Origin of the sequence: Gibbsiella greigii, from assembly GCF_039540155.1 — a bacterium.
GTDB lineage: Bacteria > Pseudomonadota > Gammaproteobacteria > Enterobacterales > Enterobacteriaceae > Gibbsiella > Gibbsiella quercinecans.
Window position 1 is genome coordinate 1 of sequence record NZ_BAABEM010000021.1, and the last position, 18,340, is coordinate 18,340.

At 54.0% G+C, this 18,340-nt stretch carries 11 protein-coding genes and 5 pseudogenes; 4 read left to right on the plus strand and 12 right to left on the minus strand.

From position 1 onward, the window contains the following. Positions 1-127 precede the first annotated feature (127 nt). Positions 128-946: pseudogene (locus AC559G_RS14410) on the plus strand (tyrosine-type recombinase/integrase); the annotation flags it as partial. 197 nt (positions 947-1,143) lie between these two features. On the opposite strand, the gene AC559G_RS14415 reads toward AC559G_RS14410, so the two are convergent. From AC559G_RS14415 to AC559G_RS14450, 8 genes and pseudogenes are all read right to left on the minus strand, one after another. Continuing rightward, positions 1,144-1,473 carry a hypothetical protein gene (locus AC559G_RS14415; protein WP_498912975.1) on the minus strand — a complete coding sequence of 110 codons (330 nt, stop codon included), beginning with the start codon at positions 1,471-1,473 and terminating at the stop codon, positions 1,144-1,146. 38 nt (positions 1,474-1,511) lie between these two features. Next, positions 1,512-1,973, minus strand: a pseudogene (locus AC559G_RS14420) (IS3 family transposase); the annotation flags it as partial. An 80-nt stretch (positions 1,974-2,053) separates the two neighbouring features. Continuing rightward, positions 2,054-3,562, minus strand: coding sequence for a group II intron reverse transcriptase/maturase (gene ltrA / locus AC559G_RS14425; protein ID WP_498913212.1), 1,509 nt, complete (start codon positions 3,560-3,562; stop codon positions 2,054-2,056). A gap of 672 nt (positions 3,563-4,234) precedes the next feature. Beyond that, positions 4,235-4,932 (minus strand): annotated as a pseudogene (locus tag AC559G_RS14430) (transposase); the annotation flags it as partial. Positions 4,933-5,292: 360 nt separating this feature from the next. After that, positions 5,293-5,799, minus strand: coding sequence for an Imm15 family immunity protein (locus AC559G_RS14435; protein ID WP_498912976.1), 507 nt, complete (start codon positions 5,797-5,799; stop codon positions 5,293-5,295). 218 nt (positions 5,800-6,017) lie between these two features. Then, a pseudogene (locus AC559G_RS14440) lies at positions 6,018-9,805 on the minus strand (RHS repeat-associated core domain-containing protein); the annotation flags it as partial. A gap of 9 nt (positions 9,806-9,814) precedes the next feature. Continuing rightward, positions 9,815-10,258, minus strand: a complete 444-nt coding sequence (locus tag AC559G_RS14445; protein WP_498912977.1) for a DcrB-related protein — start codon at positions 10,256-10,258, stop codon at positions 9,815-9,817. Positions 10,259-10,533: 275 nt separating this feature from the next. Continuing rightward, complete coding sequence (locus AC559G_RS14450) at positions 10,534-10,797, minus strand: helix-turn-helix transcriptional regulator (protein WP_498913213.1); 264 nt, start codon at positions 10,795-10,797, stop codon at positions 10,534-10,536. 510 nt (positions 10,798-11,307) lie between these two features. Here AC559G_RS14450 and AC559G_RS14455 point away from each other — a divergent pair. Beyond that, positions 11,308-11,535: pseudogene (locus AC559G_RS14455) on the plus strand (Arm DNA-binding domain-containing protein); the annotation flags it as partial. Between the two features lie 31 nt (positions 11,536-11,566). Here AC559G_RS14455 and AC559G_RS14460 read toward each other — a convergent pair. Next, positions 11,567-12,466 (minus strand): AraC family transcriptional regulator N-terminal domain-containing protein, encoded by a 900-nt coding sequence (locus AC559G_RS14460; RefSeq protein ID WP_498912978.1) that lies wholly within the window; start codon positions 12,464-12,466, stop codon positions 11,567-11,569. A gap of 388 nt (positions 12,467-12,854) precedes the next feature. Between AC559G_RS14460 and AC559G_RS14465 the strand changes: the two genes are divergently transcribed. Then, positions 12,855-13,697: an oxidoreductase gene (locus tag AC559G_RS14465; protein WP_498912979.1), complete on the plus strand. Its 843-nt coding sequence runs from the start codon at positions 12,855-12,857 to the stop codon at positions 13,695-13,697. A 175-nt stretch (positions 13,698-13,872) separates the two neighbouring features. On the opposite strand, the gene AC559G_RS14470 is transcribed toward AC559G_RS14465, so the two are convergent. Next, positions 13,873-14,760 carry an SDR family oxidoreductase gene (locus tag AC559G_RS14470; RefSeq protein ID WP_498912980.1) on the minus strand — a complete coding sequence of 296 codons (888 nt, stop codon included), beginning with the start codon at positions 14,758-14,760 and terminating at the stop codon, positions 13,873-13,875. A gap of 121 nt (positions 14,761-14,881) precedes the next feature. Here AC559G_RS14470 and AC559G_RS14475 point away from each other — a divergent pair, with 121 nt between their 5' ends. Beyond that, positions 14,882-15,823 (plus strand): AraC family transcriptional regulator, encoded by a 942-nt coding sequence (locus AC559G_RS14475; protein WP_498912981.1) that lies wholly within the window; start codon positions 14,882-14,884, stop codon positions 15,821-15,823. A gap of 24 nt (positions 15,824-15,847) precedes the next feature. Here AC559G_RS14475 and AC559G_RS14480 read toward each other — a convergent pair whose 3' ends face one another. Continuing rightward, a complete protein-coding gene (locus AC559G_RS14480; RefSeq protein WP_498912982.1) occupies positions 15,848-16,636 on the minus strand; it encodes an SDR family oxidoreductase in 789 nt (262 codons plus the stop codon). Between the two features lie 327 nt (positions 16,637-16,963). After that, positions 16,964-18,268 carry an acyltransferase family protein gene (locus AC559G_RS14485; protein WP_498912983.1) on the minus strand — a complete coding sequence of 435 codons (1,305 nt, stop codon included), beginning with the start codon at positions 18,266-18,268 and terminating at the stop codon, positions 16,964-16,966. Positions 18,269-18,340: the final 72 nt, after the last annotated feature.

The window sequence follows — 18,340 nt, forward strand, 5'->3', positions numbered from 1 at the left end:
ACTATATCGTTGGGTATTACAGTGCACTCAGGCCACACGAATATAACGGTGGGTTACCACCAAACGAATCGGAAAACCGATACTGGAAAAACTCTAAAGCGGTGGCCAGTTTTAGTTGACCACTTCACTGGAAGTTGCGTCCCGCACGCGGCAGCACCTCAGCAACATCATGCGTTATGCCGTCCATCAGGGATTAATCGACACCAACCCGGCGGCCAGCCTTGAGGATGTGACGACGCCGCCTGTCAGACGCCATTATCCCGCCCTGCCACTGGAGCGGCTGCCTGAACTGCTTGAACGGATTGACGGTTATCACCAGGGGCGTGAACTGACCCGGCTTGCCGTCCTGCTGACGCTGCATCTGTTCATTCGTTCCAGTGAGCTGCGCTTTGCCCGCTGGTCAGAGATTGATTTCAGAAACCGGGTCTGGACGATACCCGCAACACGCGAGGCCATTGCAGGCGTGCGTTATTCCGGGCGCGGTGCCAAAATGCGCACTGCTCATATCGTGCCCCTCTCAGAACAGGCCATCGCCATTCTGAAACGGATTAAGGATATTTCCGGTGAAGGTGAACTTGTTTTCCCCGGCGACCATAACCCGTATAAGCCGATGTGCGAAAACACGGTCAACAAGGCATTGCGCCTGATGGGATACGACACGAAACAGGATATCTGTGGCCACGGCTTCCGCACAATGGCATGCAGCGCACTGATGGAATCCGGTTTATGGACACAGGATGTGGTTGAACGTCAGATGAGTCACCAAGAACGTCACACTGTACGGGCAGCTTATACCCATAAAGCTGAGCACCTTGATGCCCGAAGGGTCATGATGCAATGGTGGTCAGATTATCTTGACAGATGCAGAGTGTTATTCGTGTCGCCTTACATCTTGTCCATAAAAGGTCATGTGAGCAGGAATGAAAACGATGAACAGGATGGATAACAGACATTTTATTTATTAGCCAGTTAATAGATAAATCATTCACACTAATAAGAGCCATATTAGTAAAGTAGCTTCCAGAATGTCAGAGGTATTTTGCCTCCTTTCCGTAGTTTTCATTAAATGAGGATCGATAAATGCCAGCAGCAAGACAGTATTAATAAGCTGCTGGCATTAATCATTATAATCGTTCCAGTATATTATCGATGCAGGCGTAGCATACTTGAGAGTGACGATAGCGCTGATATAAAGCAGGCAAGCCCAAAAACGTAAACGACAAACTGTGCATCGGTGTCGTCCGTTAATCTGTTTAACAGTGCAATAACCATCGCAACCAACGCCGCACCAATGGATTGTCCTGCTGTCCTGGCGGTCGACAATACCCCCGAGGCGGTCACCGTTCGGTTCGCAGAGACATTCGAAAACATTTCTTTATTGTTCGGTGGCAGGAATAGTCCGTAACCAATCCCGCAACCCGCTACACGCCACAGAAAATCATTCATCGTTGCCGCTTCCGGCAGCAGCGCCAATGGTAATCTGATCCTACCCACGTAATGTGGACACCGCCCTAAGCGAGATTCTGGTTTTCAAATTGTTCCGGGCTGAGACCGCCGCAGGCACTGTGACGGCGCCAGCGATTGTAATCACACTCTATATAATTAAACACCGTGCTTCGCATTATTTCACGGCTGGCGAAGTGTTCACCGTGGATGCATTCCACCTTCAGTGAGTGAAAGAAGCTTTCTGCACAGGCATTATCATAACAGCAACCTTTTGCACTCATACTGCCACGCAGATTATGCCGTTTCAGTAAAGTCTGGTAATCCGCTGAACAGTACTGACCACCTCTGTCTGTATGAACAATAACCTGTTCCGGCCGCTTCCGACGCCACAGCGCCATCTGTAACGCATCGCAAACCAGCTGTGCCGTCATCCGCGAGGACATCGACCAACCGATAACTGACCGGGACCACAGGTCGATAACGACCGCAAGGTAAAGCCAGCCTTCATCTGTTCGTAGTAGAGTAAGAGACAGGGCGTAGTCGGACTATTTCCCTGCCTCTCCTCTCCGAACCGGACGTGCACCTTTCAGCGCATCCGGCTCTCCGTTTAAACGCTGGCGAACGCCATTGCCACTTCAGTAAAACGCGATGTGTATGTATTTCTGGCTTCCGTCCTCAGATAGGGATTACCTTCAGGCAGTCGCCAGCGGAACACCTTCTTGCCTTGACCCACCAACCGGTACAGTATTTCACCATTGAGTTTACCGTGGTTAGTTTTACCAAATAAAACCCACGTTTTGCTCTGACCCGGTTTCGGTGATTTACACCACCTCCTCATCAGGCGTTTGATACCGCAGCGGTATTTACGGGCCAGCCAGTGAGCCAGCTTCCAGAACACGATACGGTCAATATAACCGAAGACTTTGGCCTTAAAATCAGCGAACTGGTAGAACGCTGCCCAGCCCTTCAGTTTCCGGTTGAGCATCTCGGCCATATCAACTTTGCTTTCACTGTAGTTGCCTGATAACAGTGCTGTCAGCGATGCTGCGAAGTTTCTGGCTTTCTCCTTGGGGATCGTCGAGACCACCCGCATATCGCCGTAACGACTGCGTTTGCGGATGATACGATGCCCCAGAAAGATAAAGCCATCATTAACATGGGTGATCCGGGTCTTGTCCATGTTCAGCCTCAGTTTCAGACTCTCTTCGAGCACGCGCCGACATTCTTCCCTGATGGTTTCTGCCTGCGCCTTGGTGCCTTTGACGATGAGCACGAAGTCATCAGCATAGCGACAATAGGCAACTGCAGGTTTCCATTGCCGGTTTTCCCTAACCGCAGTGCTTCGGCCTCGCTGGATACTGTTATTCCAGTACCGGCGATTCTTTCGGGCTTTCCCACTCAGGTACCCTTTATGCAGGTACTGATCGAACTCATTCAGCATGATATTCGACAGCAGCGGCGATATTACGCCTCCCTGTGGAACGCCTTCACTGGCCGCCCGAAAGAGACCGACATCGATATGTCCCGTTTTGATGATTCTCCACAGCAGAGCCATGAAACGTGCGTCACTGATCCTGCGACGCACGGCTTTCACCAGCAGTCGATGATGCACAGTGTCGAAGTAGCTGGACAGGTCACCCTCAATCACCCAGCGGCCCCGCGTTTCCCCGCAGTCCGTGAGTTGTAATTTCACCGTGCGGATCGCATGGTGGACGCTGCGTTCAGGTCGGAAGCCATATGAGAGTGTATGAAAATCACTCTCCCAGATCGGCTCCATGGCCATCAGCATGGCCCGCTGAACAATACGATCCCGCAACGTGGGGATACCCAGTGGCCGCAGTTTGCCGTTGCTTTTAGGGATGTAAACCCGTCTGGCTGGCAGGGGCTGGTAATGACCCGAGAGAAGTTCCTCCCTGAGTCGTTGCAGCTCAGCAGGTAGTCTGGCCTGTAACTTTACTTTATTCACACCATCAACGCCGGGGGTATGCGCCCCCTTTGATGAAAGCGTGATCCGCGCGGCTTCAGCCAGCCATTCTGGTTGTGTTATCAGACGTAGCAGCCGCTCAATCCGTCGGGACGGATCGGTTGCTGCCCATGTGGCAAGCTTGCGTTGCATTTCGCTGATTATCAAAGGTCTTCACCTCATTAGGTCAGTTAATTTACGTCGCAAACACATTCAAACTGCTTCCCTTCGCCATGTAATGGGCTTTCCCCATCGCGGACTACTATGGAAGCTCCGCCAGCCAGTGCAACATCGGGGCCATGCCCCCTTAGCATTCGCAACTGACCTTCCCCGGTTCACTTGTCTGGACTCAGGCATGCTGAGGAGGCTGCCCGTCGCACTCTTTATCCTTGCTTGCCGCAAGTTGGCAGAAGTCAGCAACGCGAGCGTGATGGGCGCTGCTGTCCCGGTGTTTCGCATACTTGTCAAAGCACCTTTGACCGGCGGTGCTTACCTATCACTGCCGGTTCCTTCTGCACGACCTGTCAGATCACGTAGGCCGTGGTGACATTTTCAACCCACAGAGGCGGATTAACGGATTCATGTTCTTCAGCCTTTCAGTACTCAACCTTGAGGATCATCTTGGCTTAGTGATCTCGCCTCAATCCCCGTTGTCAGCGGGTTACATCACCCTGCAGGCATGCCGCAGGTCACTGCCGCTCAGGTTCTCCACCGTCACACCCGGTGGGATTGTCGGGTTTCTCGTCATGAGTTACCGGTTCAATATTCCAGACAGACTCGTGGTTCATTTGAGCGTCCATGCTCGCCCTGAACTCCGGGCACACAGTACGTGATGTCACCCGCCCACTTCTGGTTCGGGCCGCTGGCGATAAAGTCCTGCTTCAGCAGGTTTTCCGATACTGGCAGGCCGTGCGCACGGTAGCTGACCGGACTGAACTTCCGGCTGGCTTTTGCCCTCAGCCCCTGACGATGCAGGCTGGAGGCGATGGTTTTCACGTTGTATTCCGGCAGTTCGGCTGCAAGACGCGGCGCACCATACCGTTGTTTTGCTGCACTGAATGCCTTGCGAACAGCATTATCGCAATTAAGGCGGAACTGCTGACGCGGGCTGACCTGATAACGGCGCAGACGCCAGGCATACCAGCCGCTGCGGGCGACACGCAGAACCCGGCACATGGCCTTGATGCTGAACTCAGCCTGATATTTTTCGATAAAGACATACTTCATTTCAGGCGCTTCGCGAAGTATGTCGCGGCCTTTTGGAGAATGGCCAGCTCCTCATCCCGTTCTGCCAGTTGCCGCTTTAACCGGGCATTTTCTGCGGCCAGTTCACTTTCACGTTCTGAAGAGGTCATTTGTTGTTGTTGCTTACTGCGCCAGGTATAGAGCTGCGATTCATAAAGACTGAGCTGGAGGGCAGCAGCAGCGACGCCGATGCGCTCAGCCAGTTTCAGGGCTTCATCGCGGAATTCAGGCGTGTGTTGTTTACGGGGCTTCTTGCTGGTTGATGTCGGTTTTGTCATGAGTCACCTCTGGTTGAGAGTTTACTCACTTAATTGCGTGTCCACTATTACTGGGTAAGATCAAACATCGTGGATAGCTATATGCACGTCATGACAGAATTCCTAAGACGTCCAAGAGCACGCAGAATAATGCCAAAAAGTGAACAGTTGAACGTCCGCTTTGGCACAGAGCCGCCTGTCAGATTAGGTTTGGCCCTGTGTCGTAGTTGTGTCAGGTCAAGTCTGAGCTAATACAAATAATGTCAGCCGCATCGTCGCCTGGATGAAAACGGAAGAGCACACCAGGCGCGTTACCTGTCCAGTTTTTGTTTCCATCGAGCGGCGTGCGCTGAACATCCGGTTCAAATGCTCCTGGGGAAATTAATTATCGATGATTGAGTTCTTCAACACGTAAACCCTCTTATTTGCCTTACCACCCTCAGGAACAAACACGTCGAAATCGATTAGAGCCAGGGAAGACAAGTACTCCTTTACCAGACGCTCTTCATCCGACCCAGTTTTCTTCAGCTTTAAATGAGTAAGCAACCAGCCTTTGCGGCGAGACAAAACTATATTTGGCGTCAAACAATTTATCTCTTCACAATCATCCCATCCAGTCAAACTCATACAGATGAAATAGTCTTTCTGCTCATCCCTATCCAGGTACTCATTTGATTTCTCATGATAATAAGAGACCAATTTCGCACCCTCCCTGATAAACAACTTGTTTTTTTCATCAAATGACAGCGACGAAAGGAATGAAATCTGGTTCCATCTCGAAAATAACGGCACCTCTTCAAAAGTGTCGTAATCTGCATAGTAAACATCTGCATTATCCAGCCCTTCCTTATGCAGAAGGCGCTTCATTTCTCTATCAAAACTCTTCATAGCCAGTCATCCACGTTCCACCCATGATCTTTCAACCATTTTAATGTCTTCTTGGAAAAAGATGGAGCTCCGTCATGCGTTGAACCATCCTGATTCAAAGCGGGATTCTTTCCTTTTTCTGGTTTCGTCTGATGAGCATGCCATTGACTACCAGGCACGCTTTCTTCGGGCTCATCTATACGCTTGATATCTTTCGGTCCCTGCCCTCTGTTCACTTTCTTCTGAGCATCTTTCGGGCTGCCGCCGCATGGTGCTTTGGCCAATCCCAGCGGATCTATCCACGTAAGTGGATTTGGAGCATATCGATAAAGATTCACCCCGCCCGCCAGCCCTATCGGGTCCTGCGTCGTAAACCGTCCGCATTCAGGATCGTAGTAGCGGAACAGGTTAAAGTGCAGCCCCGTTTCGCTGTCTGCGTACTGTCCCGCATAGCGCAGCGGCTGGTCGGTGATCGGCTTGCCGGCGCGCAGCGTATGGCTGTCCACCGTCTGACGACGTACCCGGCCGAATTCACCGTACACGCCGCTCCAGCGCACCGCGCCCTCTTCGTCCGTCACCTCCAGCGGCGCACCGTTCAGGTCGGTGCCGTACCAGTACAGTTGACCGTGCGGCGCATCCCCGGCCTGATCGATGCGTGCCAGCGGGGTATACGGCTCCGTCGGATCATAAGTGTACGTCCGGCGCATGCCGTCGTCATGCAATGTCTGTAGCAACCGCAACCCATGCCAGATAAAACGCGTCTCGCGCGTGCGCCGCTGCGTCCCCTGCCCGGTGATCACCCGTTTTCGGATGCGCCGGCCGGCGGCATCGTATTGATAGTGCGCCTCGAACTCCCCTTCGGGGCCAGTGCCGCGCGCGCGGATTAGGCGGTTGTCCGCGTCATAGGTGTAGTGCTGTTCGTCCGCGCCGCTGCGGCGCGTGACCAGATTGCCCCAGGCATCATAGCGGTTGAACAGTCGCTGCCACTGCGTCAGGCGGTTGTCGCTCACCGGATGTGCATGCGAGTCGTCCAACAGGTTGTCCGCCTCATCGTAGCGCAAGCGCTGATGCAGGCCCTGACGAGGCTCGGACTGGCTCAGCAACCTTCCCTGCGCATCGTAGCCGTACTGTACGTCTCCGCGCAGCGCGTCGTTCACCCCGGCCAGTTCGTCGCGGGCGGTGTAGCGGAACACCCGCCACAGCAGTCCCTCTTCCGGCCGGGTTATCCGACCGTCGTCGCTCAGCGCCCCGCTGCTCTGCCAGGCTCTGCGGCCGAGCGCATCATAGCCGCGCTGCTGGGTCAGGCTGCCCTGGCTGCGGGCGGTCTCCCGGTGCAGACGGTCGCGGGTGAATGCGCTCACCAGCTGCTTGTTGAACTTCACCGCGCTGGCATGCCCGGAGCCGTAGTACAGCCATTGCAGGCGGTCGCCCTGCGGCGTGGTCAGCGCCGTCAGGTTGTCCAACCCATCAAACTCGGCCAGCAGCTCGCCGTGCAGCCCTTGTTCGGCCACCCGCCGCCCGGCGGCGTCGTAGCGGAGCTGCACGGTGTCCGGTTCGATGCCCAGCGCGATGCCGGCCTCCGTGGGCGTGCGCGTCAGCTCGGTCACTCGGCCGGCGCGGTCGCGTCGGTAATGCCAGTGCGCCTGTTCGGTGGCATAGCCCATCAGCAGGCCGCCATCGTCGAACTGATACTGTTTCACCCGCAGCGGCAGGCCGCCTTCAGCATCGGGCCTGCCGGCCTCGGAGCGCCGGGCGGGGAAGCCCCGTTCGTCCCGCTCCAGCCGGTATTGCGTCTCATCCGGTCGGATTTCTCGCTCCAGCCTGCCTTCCGGGTCGTACTCGAAGCGGTATGCGCCGCCGTTGCCATTATCGAGCCTGGTCAGGCGGCCGCGCGGGTCGTAGTCATAGCGCAATTCGCGCCCGATGCGATCGGTGACGCGGACCGGCAGGCCAAGCGCGTTGTACTGCCAGCGGATGATGCCACCCGCCGGATCCTCCCACGCCGCCAGCCGATCTGCCTGCCAGGCGAAGGTCTCCTCGCTGCCGTCGGCGCGAACGATGCGCGCCGGTCGGCCATTGGATGCCAGTCATATCGGGTGACCAGCCCTTCCGCATCGGTCTGTTTACGCAGTTGTCCCAGATAGTCATATTCGTAGGCCGTGACGCTGCCGGAGCAGTCGGTGTAGCGAGTCACCAGGCCCTGACGGTTCCACTCCAGGCGCACCTCTCCGCCCTGCGCATCGACAATGACTTCCGGCAGGCTCTCCTGTTCATCCGGGTAGAGGTAACGGGTCACGTCGCCGGCCGGACCGGTCTGTGCAATGACCCGTCGCTGTTCGTCATAGTCGTTGCGGGTGGTGGCGCCGTCCGGCCCGATGACCGCCGTTATCCGATCACTGTTGCGCCACCACTGATAGCCGGTGCGGCGCCCCTCCGGGTCCGTTTCTTCCGTCAGCCGGTTGAACCGGTCCCAGCGGGTGCGGCGCACCGCGCCGCCCGGCAGGATCACACCGCACAGCCCGGCCCGGTCGTCGCCTGCCTGGTCGTCGTACAGCAGCGCGTACTGCCGCCCGTCCGGCGCCAGGTAGGCCGACACCCGCGGCAAGCCGTCAATCTCCTGCCAGCGGTATTCGTTCAACAGCCCGGCCGCATCCCGGTGGCTGGCCATCAGCCCGTCGCGCCAGCCGAAGCTTCGCACTACGTTGCCGTCCCGGCCGCGCACCGCGATCAGTTGCCCCTCTTCATCGAAGTCATAGCGCACCAGCATCTGCAGGCCGTTATCCGTGTACAGATTGACGCGGCTCAGCCGGATGCCGCGGCCGGTGTGTTGGTAGCCACAGACAATACGCTGGCCGGCACAGTCCACAGCCTCGGTCAGCAGGCCCGCCTCATCACGCAGGAAGTCGGTGGCGTTGCCGGTCGTGTCAATGACCCGGGAAACCAGCGACGACCGATCACCCTGCAGAGGCGGATAGCACCAGCGCTCATCGTCCGGGCCATATACCAGCCAACTGTCGTCGTCCAGATGCTCCAACCACAGAGTTTCAGCTTCGCAGTAGGTTCGATAGCCAATGGGAACCTGCGGGAAGCTGATGTAGTCGCCCGAAGGTGCGCGCCACACCAGTCCGTCCTGATACGGCGCCAGCCAGGACTCATGCGGCAGGCTCCACCCCCGGCCCAGAACGCTGTCACCAGGATTCCCGCTTCGCCAGTAACGCTGCCAGCGCAGCGGTAACCGCGAGGGCAGTTCAAAATCAAGCTCATCCTCGCCATTAAGAAACTTTTGTCCACTGACCACATCGATCGGTCGATCCATGATCGCCAGGGCAGCGGCAGCCTGGATCACCTGGCCCGCACGACAAATAATACGCCCCAGTTTGTTGATACCTGGCAGACGCTCCAGCAACGCGGCCAACCTGCCAACCTTGGCCCCACCGCCCAAACCGATCAACCCGGCAAACAACAGCGTCAGATCCGACGCTTTGTAAGCCCATTCCGGTACCTCAGGAGCGATAGCCATCGTCGTAACCGTCGCACCGCCGATACGAACATTCCCTGAGCCAACCAGCACGCTGGCATCGCAGTTCGTCTTGTCTCCGGTCCGGGCTGCCGGATGGCCATTAATGAACACTGTTGACGAACCCTGCGCCATTTGCATGGAGGGACCGTGGTCAGAGCATTCCACCAGGCTGATCGTGGCGATCGCGGCAGGCTTGCCATTGATGAAGACGTTGGGCGAACCGGAAAGGATCTTCCCGGTTGAAGACGCACTTGCAGCACCGGACTCCGCCATACTGTCGCTCGTTGAGGTAGCTGCAGCTGCAGTCAGGCCGCCAACCGCGACACTGAGCGCAACCAGCACGAGACCAACCCCAATACAGGAAGCGGCCAGACCAACCATGAACAGAGCACTGGATGCAAGACCGCCAAGAGCAGCCAGCGTGCCGCCCACCACAGTGCCGGCAATCATGCCCGCCATGGCATGAGAGTGACCAATGGGGTCACCAACACGCGCCGCTTCGTACATAGCCGCTCCTTACCTGTAATCTGCCGGTTTGAAACTACCAAGCAGATCCCGGAAGATCGCGTTGTCTTCAATACTGAGTTTTTCACTGCGGCTCTGTGTAAAAACCAGGACAGAACCCCTTTGCAAGACGAATACTGCCTGTTGCTGCCAAATACGCTTTCCATCTCGAAGATAACTGGCAGAAATACATTCGCCCGATACCACATCTTTACCAAGCGCTACAGGCTGACGATCAGTGGTTTTCCAGCCACTAAGGTGCTGTTCGAGTAATTTTAACTGCCTATCAACATAGCCGGAAAGACTCTCATTTTCTTGCGCAGTATCACGCGAAACATTGATGGAGGATGCATGTGCATCACGAGGAGAGAAAACGTTTACGGTACGGTCTGAGTATCCTGTTGGCAGTGTCACACTGCCCTCGCTGAACAAGCATTGAGAGGAGGGAGAAGACATCCTGGTGCTTCCTTCACTTAAGTATTTCTGATTGATTGAATCTGCCATATTCACTTAAAGCAGGCAATCCGAAAATACTGCAAATGGAAGCCAGACACGCCAGGAACGGTTCCCCCAACTAACTCATACACAAGAAAACATGAATCTTTGGAACCAGGGCAGGAGAAATCCCAAAGGCAGGCGATCGATAGATTCGTGCGCGCTCAGACCGCTTATAAAGGTAAGCATTTATGCCCCCAAAATGTTTTCTGGCACAAAATTCTTGCTAAACAGGCTCAGGTTTTGGGGATTGACTCTTCCCTGTACAAGTTCAGGACCTTCATAGCAAATTCATCACTCTTTATGTAGAAATAGCATTCGGGCACGCCCAGTATTTCCGCCATCTGGCACGCAAGTGAATATTTGGGCGTATGTGTTCCCAGTTCATATTGAGAAATGCGCTGTCTGGCAGTCGCTTCCTCTATGCCTATCATCACACCCAACTTTTCCTGTGTCATGCCACACATTTTCCGGGCTTCTTTCAGTCTCTTCCCTATCATCGCTAATCCAGACAATCAATTTTTATCATTGACGCCTGTCTAGCATTCCTTTACATTTTATTTGTAAAGTAAAACCTTTACATGAGCCATATACCAGGGAAATCGTCATTATAAGATTGTAGTTTATGGGCTCCGTCCGCAAGACAGAGCCCTGTTTCATCATGCGGGATGTAAAAGAAATAATTTGCAGCCCCTGGCTGGACTGCTAAAGAAGCTCAGGACACTGGCTACCAAATAAAAATAAGTCCATAATTAAGTCCTGACCATTTTTTGTTGTTTACGAAACTCTTTTTTCAACAATTGGTTAGAGCCTGGATTCAGGTCCAGTCAGGGAGCCAAATTCTTGTTTTCATGCCTCTTTGCGAATCATTATACGATTTAGATTCAACAAGTTAGCGTGAAAAATCTTCCCGATGCATTTTCAGTTTTCCCTCCGCATCGGGAGAATTTGGTGGTCAGATTTGGGGTCAAGTTGGTTCGATGACGGAGTGACCCCCAAATGTCTCTTAACGACTCAAAAATCTAAAATCATCCGCTAATCCCTTCAAAGTTTCCGATTCTCATGGTCTGTACCTTTTGGTCAACGCCGGCGGTTCATGTCTCTGGTATCTCAAATATCGTATCGATGGCAAAGAGTCCCGCCTCAGTTTAGGCGCTTATCCCGATGTGTCTCTGACCGATGCTCGGCAACAGCGCGACGGCATCCGTAAACTGCTGGCTCAAAATATCAACCCGGCACTGAATCTGGTCGGCGTAATGGCTCCGCCGGTTAGCAGAGTTGGCCGAGATCTCGATTAGTCATTAGCCGTGTGGTATCCGTCATCGGTGGGGCACCGAACATCCGCTTGTAATCCCGGGTGAATTGCGACTGGCTCTCATAGCCCACCCTAACCCCGACTGCGCCCGCTCTTTCACCCTCCGCCAGAAGTATTCGGCGGGCCTCCTGGAGACGGATCTGAGTACGGTACTGGATTGGGGACATCAATGTGATATTTTTAAAATGACGGTGAAACGAACTGACGCTCATGTTTGCCATATTAGCTAACGTCTCAATGCTCATCGGATTTGCATAGTGCAACTTAATCCAGTTTGTCACCTTACGTATTTGTAATACATGAGGCCTGTTAAGAGAGAACTGAGTGAGGACATCGCCCAGGTTACTTTGTATCAGGCGAAAATAAATCTCTTTTACAATCAACGGGGCGACAAACTCAATATCGTTCGGCTGGTCGAGAAGTCTTAACAGCCTCATGAATGGTTCGAGCAAGTTGAATGTCGTTGTAGTCGCCGCAATTCCCGGAAAGGAACATGCGCTAATGGGTTTAGCCGGAACCTTTTGCAACACATCAGCAAGAACAGATAGATCAAGATCGAGAGTAAATGCAAGGTGCGGCATGCCATTTGTAGCCGTGTAAATTTGTGTTGCGACAGGAACATCCACAGTCACCACTAAAATTTTCTTCGGATTAAGCCAAAATGGGCTGCGTCCAAGCTGGACCCGCTTGCTTCCTTGAGCAACAACGAGAATTCTTGGATGATAAATAAGATGCTGTGGACGTGTCGCATTTTCTATCCTGAACAAAGTAAGGCCTGAAATAGCGGTCAACCGATGCGAATCCGTGCAGTGACGTTCAACAATATCGCACAAGGACGGAAGAACCCTGTTCATAAATAATTCCGTATCTCAATGTTTGACCATAGCCCCCAATGAAGCCGCCTGGCTATATTGACATAGTATTCTGAATCATCATATCCGGTCTGCTTGCCGCGAGCGATGCTTAATCCTTTTCAGTGAAAATCACCTTAACCTCAAAGCCCGCCCCGGCGTATGCATTCATGAGGCCCCCCCAGAGGTGGTGATGAGAAGAAAATTGATACGATCGTGCAAAATAACGGCAGTATGGTTGTAGTAGATAAACCCCCAAAGCACGAAAATTTGCTCTATCACCGTTAAATATATTGATCCCCCTTTTTGCAGAAAATACCCAAAGAAGAAACTAAGCGGGTTGCATGCCATCAGGACCAACGTCTTTTAATCATCAGTAGAGGTCAGCGATATGACAGAAAGAAAGGTTTGGTTTATTACAGGATGCTCGACTGGATTTGGATATGAACTGGCACACCAGGTTCTCGCAAAAGGCGATCGAGCAGTCCTCACAGCTCGAAATATCGCAGCGCTTCACAGCCGTTTCGCAGCGTATGCCGATAATGCTTTTATCCTGCCGCTGGATGTCACCAATGAGGACATGATTCGTAAAGCGGTTGCAGAAGCAGAGGCACATTTTGGCCGCATTGATATTCTGGTCAATAATGCAGGTTATGGCTACGTATCAGCGATTGAAGAAGGCGAAGATGTTGAAATCCGGCGTCAGTTTGAAACCAATGTGTTTGGATTATTCTCTCTGACGCGGCACGTACTTGCGGGCATGCGGAGGCGTCATAGTGGTCACATCATTAACTTTTCTTCCATCGGTGGTCTGATGGCGTTCCCGGCGGTCGGTTATTACAACGCAACCAAGTATGCTGTGGAAGGATTCTCTGAAGCGTTGTCTCTGGAGGTCGCCGCTCTGGGTATCCATGTAACGATTGTCGAACCAGGACGTTTTCGGACCGACTGGGCCGGTCGATCAATAATCGAATCCGGTACGATTATTGAGGAATACGTTAATATCACAGGAAAGCGCCGGGAGCAATTGCGTGCCTCCTCCGGAACCCAGCCGGGCGATCCATCACGCGGAGCGACGGCTATTATCAAGGCGACGGAAGCTGCTCAGCCACCGTTACGGCTTCCACTTGGCACCGATGCCTATCAACTCATACTCGCCAAACTTGATGCCATGCGGAAAGATTTTGAAAAGTGGAAGGAACTGACTGTTAGTACCGACTTTCCTGAAAAATGATGCCAGCAACGCGAGACTGGTCAATGAACGCCCTGGGCAGGCCACCTCATGGTACGTCTACTCCTGGAAGAGAATGACGTCTGCCTTGATCAATACGGATATCAGACTCGCCGTCCAGCAAAGCCGCTCAAGGAAACTTAAGCGGCTTTTTTTGCTGCAACAGGTGGTTGGCAGGTTAAAGCGAAAAATATCGCGCGAGATCCGCAAGCAGCCCTGAATGGGAGGGATGCCAGCCGACGCGCTGCCGGGTCTGCGCGCTTGATGCCCGCATATCCATCTGCGCGAACATCGCCAGCCAGCCAAAATGGTCATTAGCGGCTTCAGACGAGAGGCTGACCAGCGGGACACTCAGGCCCACGCTAATCGCTTGCGCGATATCACGAAGAGGAATGCCCTCTTCCGCTACCGCATGATAACGCAGCCCGGATTGCGATTGTTCCACCACCAGCCTGTAAAGCGCAGCGACATCAAGAAGATGAGCCGCGGCCCATTGGTTGGTCCCCTCTGCCACATACGCGGATACCCCTTTCTCGCGCGCAAACGCGATCAGTTCAGTGACGAACCCTTGTTTACATTCATTATGAACTTGCGGGAGGCGGACAACCGAAACATTGACGCCGCTATCCGCGACGCGGGCCCCGGCCAGTTCGGTCGACTTACGCGGATTGCGCGTCGCGGAGTCATAAAAATCTTCGGTAGCCAGTTGACCCGGCGCAGCGCAGCCCATGGCGGCAACGGAGGTAATGATCAGGGGGCGCGAGGAACCCTGCAGCCCTCTTCCCAGCGCTTCGATGGCCAGGGTTTCTTTTTTCGCCGTCTCCTCAGGATAGCTAAAAGAGTGATCATAAGCACAATGAATCACTGCATCGGCCCTTTGCGCCCCCTCAAGCAGGCTCTGAAGATTTTCCAACGCCCCCCGGTGAGTTTCCGCTCCGATGCGGGCCAGAAGTTGTTCGCTTTTATCCGAACGAGCTAGGCCCGTCACCCGATGGCCGGCCCGGATAAGTTCTGCAGTGACCGCGAGCCCAATAAAACCGGTGGCTCCCGTTAAAAAAATATTCATAATTTTCCCCTGCTAAGCGGTTTCAGGTTAACGATTTCACCCTTAATGGCAGTATAAAAGATGAACATCGGTACGGTCTCTGCTATAAATACGTCATTCTGTGCAGATCGTACGGTATTATATGGATCCTCTTTCAGAAGTTCTGTCATTGCTCAAACTGGAGGCTTATATCTCCGGCGGTTTTCCCCTGCAGGCGGGAAACGGGCTTGAATTCAGCCGCCACCCTGGCATCAAATGCTGCGCTGTTATTGACGGAAACTGTTGGGTTGCTATCGCCGGGAGCCAGCAGCCCGTCTTTCTAAAATCGGGTGACTGTGTATTTCTGCCTTCCGGCGCCCCCTTCTATCTGGCGACCAATCCCAACAGCCCACGGCAACCTTTTATCCCGCCGGACAAGAGGACGGGCTCTGCGCTGACAATGCAGGCGCCCCGGAACGGGGCGTTTATTCTTGGCGGACGTTTTACCTTCAGCAGCGCTCATGCCGATATCCTGCTGCATTCCCTGCCTCCACTGATACCGATCACCGAAGGTATTGGGCAAAAGGTCATGCGTAATGCCATGGAATGCCTGCGCGAAGAGATGCGCGTCCCCCAGCCGGGTGGTGATTTGATCGCGCAGCAGCTGGTACAAATCATGCTGGTTCAGGCGCTAAGGGTATTCCTTCAGCAGGAAGGGAGTGAACGCGTTGGCTGGATGTTTGCCCTTTCCGATCCGCAGCTCAAAGCCGCGCTTAGCTATATGCACCAGGATCCCGCGTTCCCTTGGACCCTGCAGGAACTGGCGAATCGGGTTGGCATGTCCCGGACTGTTTTTACCAAACAATTTAAACAAAAGGTCGGCACCACGCCGATGAAATACCTCTCCCGATGGCGAATGTTACTCGCAGGAGAGCGCCTCAGAAACTCCCGCGATTCGATCACGCAGATATCGCTGTCCGCCGGATATGACAGCGATAGCGCGTTTGGCCGGGCGTTTAAAAAAGAGTGGGGATGCTCTCCGCGCGAGCATCGCCAACAGCAGCTGGGGAAAAACACGATCTCGTCATCAAATGCAGGCGAATAACACGCCGCCAGATGCAATAGCCACTTACTGCGACGCAATACGATCGTTGAATGCCTGATAAAAAGCGGCGTAGTCTCCACGTTCAGCAAAACGCTGAGGCTTCACTTTTTCAACCAGCACTTCCGCGATATCGGGCTGAGCACTGAGGATACTCATCGTTTCCGCAATAAATGCCGCCAGCGGTATTCCGGCAGGATTGCTGGCATGCTTATCACCCATCAGCTTCGTTTGTACCAGTGGAGGAACAAGTTCGGTCACCTGTATGGAAGTATCGCGTAGTTGATAGCGCAGGCTCTGCGTCCAGGAGTGAATCGCCGCTTTCGTTGCACAGTAGGTTGGAGTCGGCGCGATCGGTACAAAAGCTAAACCGGAAGAAACCGTCAGGATGGCAGCATGGGGTTGCGCCAGCAGATGAGCTATCAGTGCGGCGGTTAAACGAATCGGCCCCAGAAGATTCGTGGTGATTTCGGCTTCCGCTACCGCAATATCGCCGCTTTTCAAATCTTCCGCACGCATGATCCCCGCGTTATGTACAACAACGTTTAATTTGGGCCATGTTCGGGTTAACGCGGCGGCGCAGGCCAGAATCGACTGCGGGCTATCAATATCAAGGACGATCGCATGCATGCCCGGGTTTGCGGCCACGGTATCATCCAGCGTTTCTTTTCGCCGCCCGGCGATGATCACCACATTGCCCGCCGCATGGAGCGCCTCAGCCAACCCGCGGCCAATACCGGAACCGCCCCCGGTGATCAGAATCGTATTGCCGGTTAGTTGCATAAAAATTCCCCTCTGCGTGCTGCCAATAAGCATCAGTGGCTCATGGGTAATAAGAAGGGAAAAGTATATGGCGTTTTCTCGTTGGCTACTCGACAGAACGTACGTAATACTATGCCGACAATACCTGAGTAATAAGATGATGCGTTAAAGCCAGGAAGACAGGAAGTTTCCGAATTAAAATATGCCCATAGCCAATCTGGCTTATACATGAAACAATTCTTTCATCAATTGCTTTCTCTACTTCAGCCTGCCACCTGCGCAGATCGTTCCGCGTTTGGCGAGCGGATCAACGTATTACCGGATACTTCGGCGCTATAGTTCAGGTTCATCAACGCGGCCGTAGCCAGGCGCCGGTAACCGTCAAGGTGTCGAAACCATCGGGGCAAGCTCATCCCACAATACCGGTGCAAGGGTGAGTGCGAACGACGCCGTCATGTGGTGATCGTCACGGTATACCAGATGATTGCCAATCACCGGGCCACAACGGCTTTGCGTACATAAATAATCGCTGAGATCGATAATCGCCGCCCCCGCATGCTGCGCGGCAAGTGCGAAATCCTGCGCACGATCAGTGACGAGCGCCTTGCCGCGAGGGGCGCCGCAGGCTTGCGTGTCCGTCAGATGATCAGCGAGACATTCGGCCCGTATAAATGAAAAATGTGACGTATCCGCGATCACCGCCACTTTCGAAAATTGCCGCAATTGCTCAATGACCTCGGTAAGCGCGCGTTCCCAGCTTACTCGGCTATGACTATATTCTTCGAAGCTTGAGATAATCACCAGATCCGGTGGCGACGATTTCAGCTTGGCGAGCACATTTCTGCGCCAATCCTGGCAAGCGGAATACTGATTGTTCTGCATCGCCTCACAATCGGATTTTGTATAAGTAATGAGCCGAAAATCATGTGCGTTCGCCAGTTCATCAAGCGCGGGAAACCACTGCGCGGCATGTAAATCGCCGAAGAGCGCCACGATAAGACGCGCATGGGCGTGCCCAAACGTACAGTGGGTTTGCGCCGCCGAGCCGGGATAATCGAGATGACAGCCATTTGTATACAGAATGGGGACGTAGTCACTGGCCTGCTGTAGCGCCGGGATCAGGTTATCCGGAACATAAGAAGTGAATTGAGGCGGCTTGCTAATGGCTACCGGAGTGACCGTTTTTGCTGTTTGCAACGCGGCGGCATTCGCAGCGTAGTAGCTTCCCATAAGCGAAACTGCCAGCCCACCGGATGCGATAGTCGATAAAAGCGAAGGCGCATCGCTCTTGTTTAAATAATAGAGTCCTCGTACGGCGAATAGGATATTTGGAACATAGAGCGTTGCCGCGATCGCATCGCGACTGACGGCCTTGAGTTGCAAAGATGACAGAAACACCCAGGCCAGCAGACTACTGCCGGCAATGACGAAAAGAGCCGCCGGAAGCAGCCGCTTGGCTCGGCGCGCATAGAAGGCGGAAAGCGAAGCCCATGTGTTGCCATGAACTTCAAGCAATTGTCGGCTAATGAGATAGCCCGATATCACGAAAAAAATATCGACGCCAACGTAGCCGCCACGCAATCCCGGTACGCCGACGTGATACAGCACGACAGCACACACAGCAACAGCACGAAGCCCCTGGATATCGCTGCGAAACGGGCGTTTTTCAAGCGCGATCGGGTCCACGGCGTGATCTCCGTCTTGAGTTGGCTGGCACGGCCTTGGCAACGAGCATGCCCACGCCCACAGTCAGGGAGC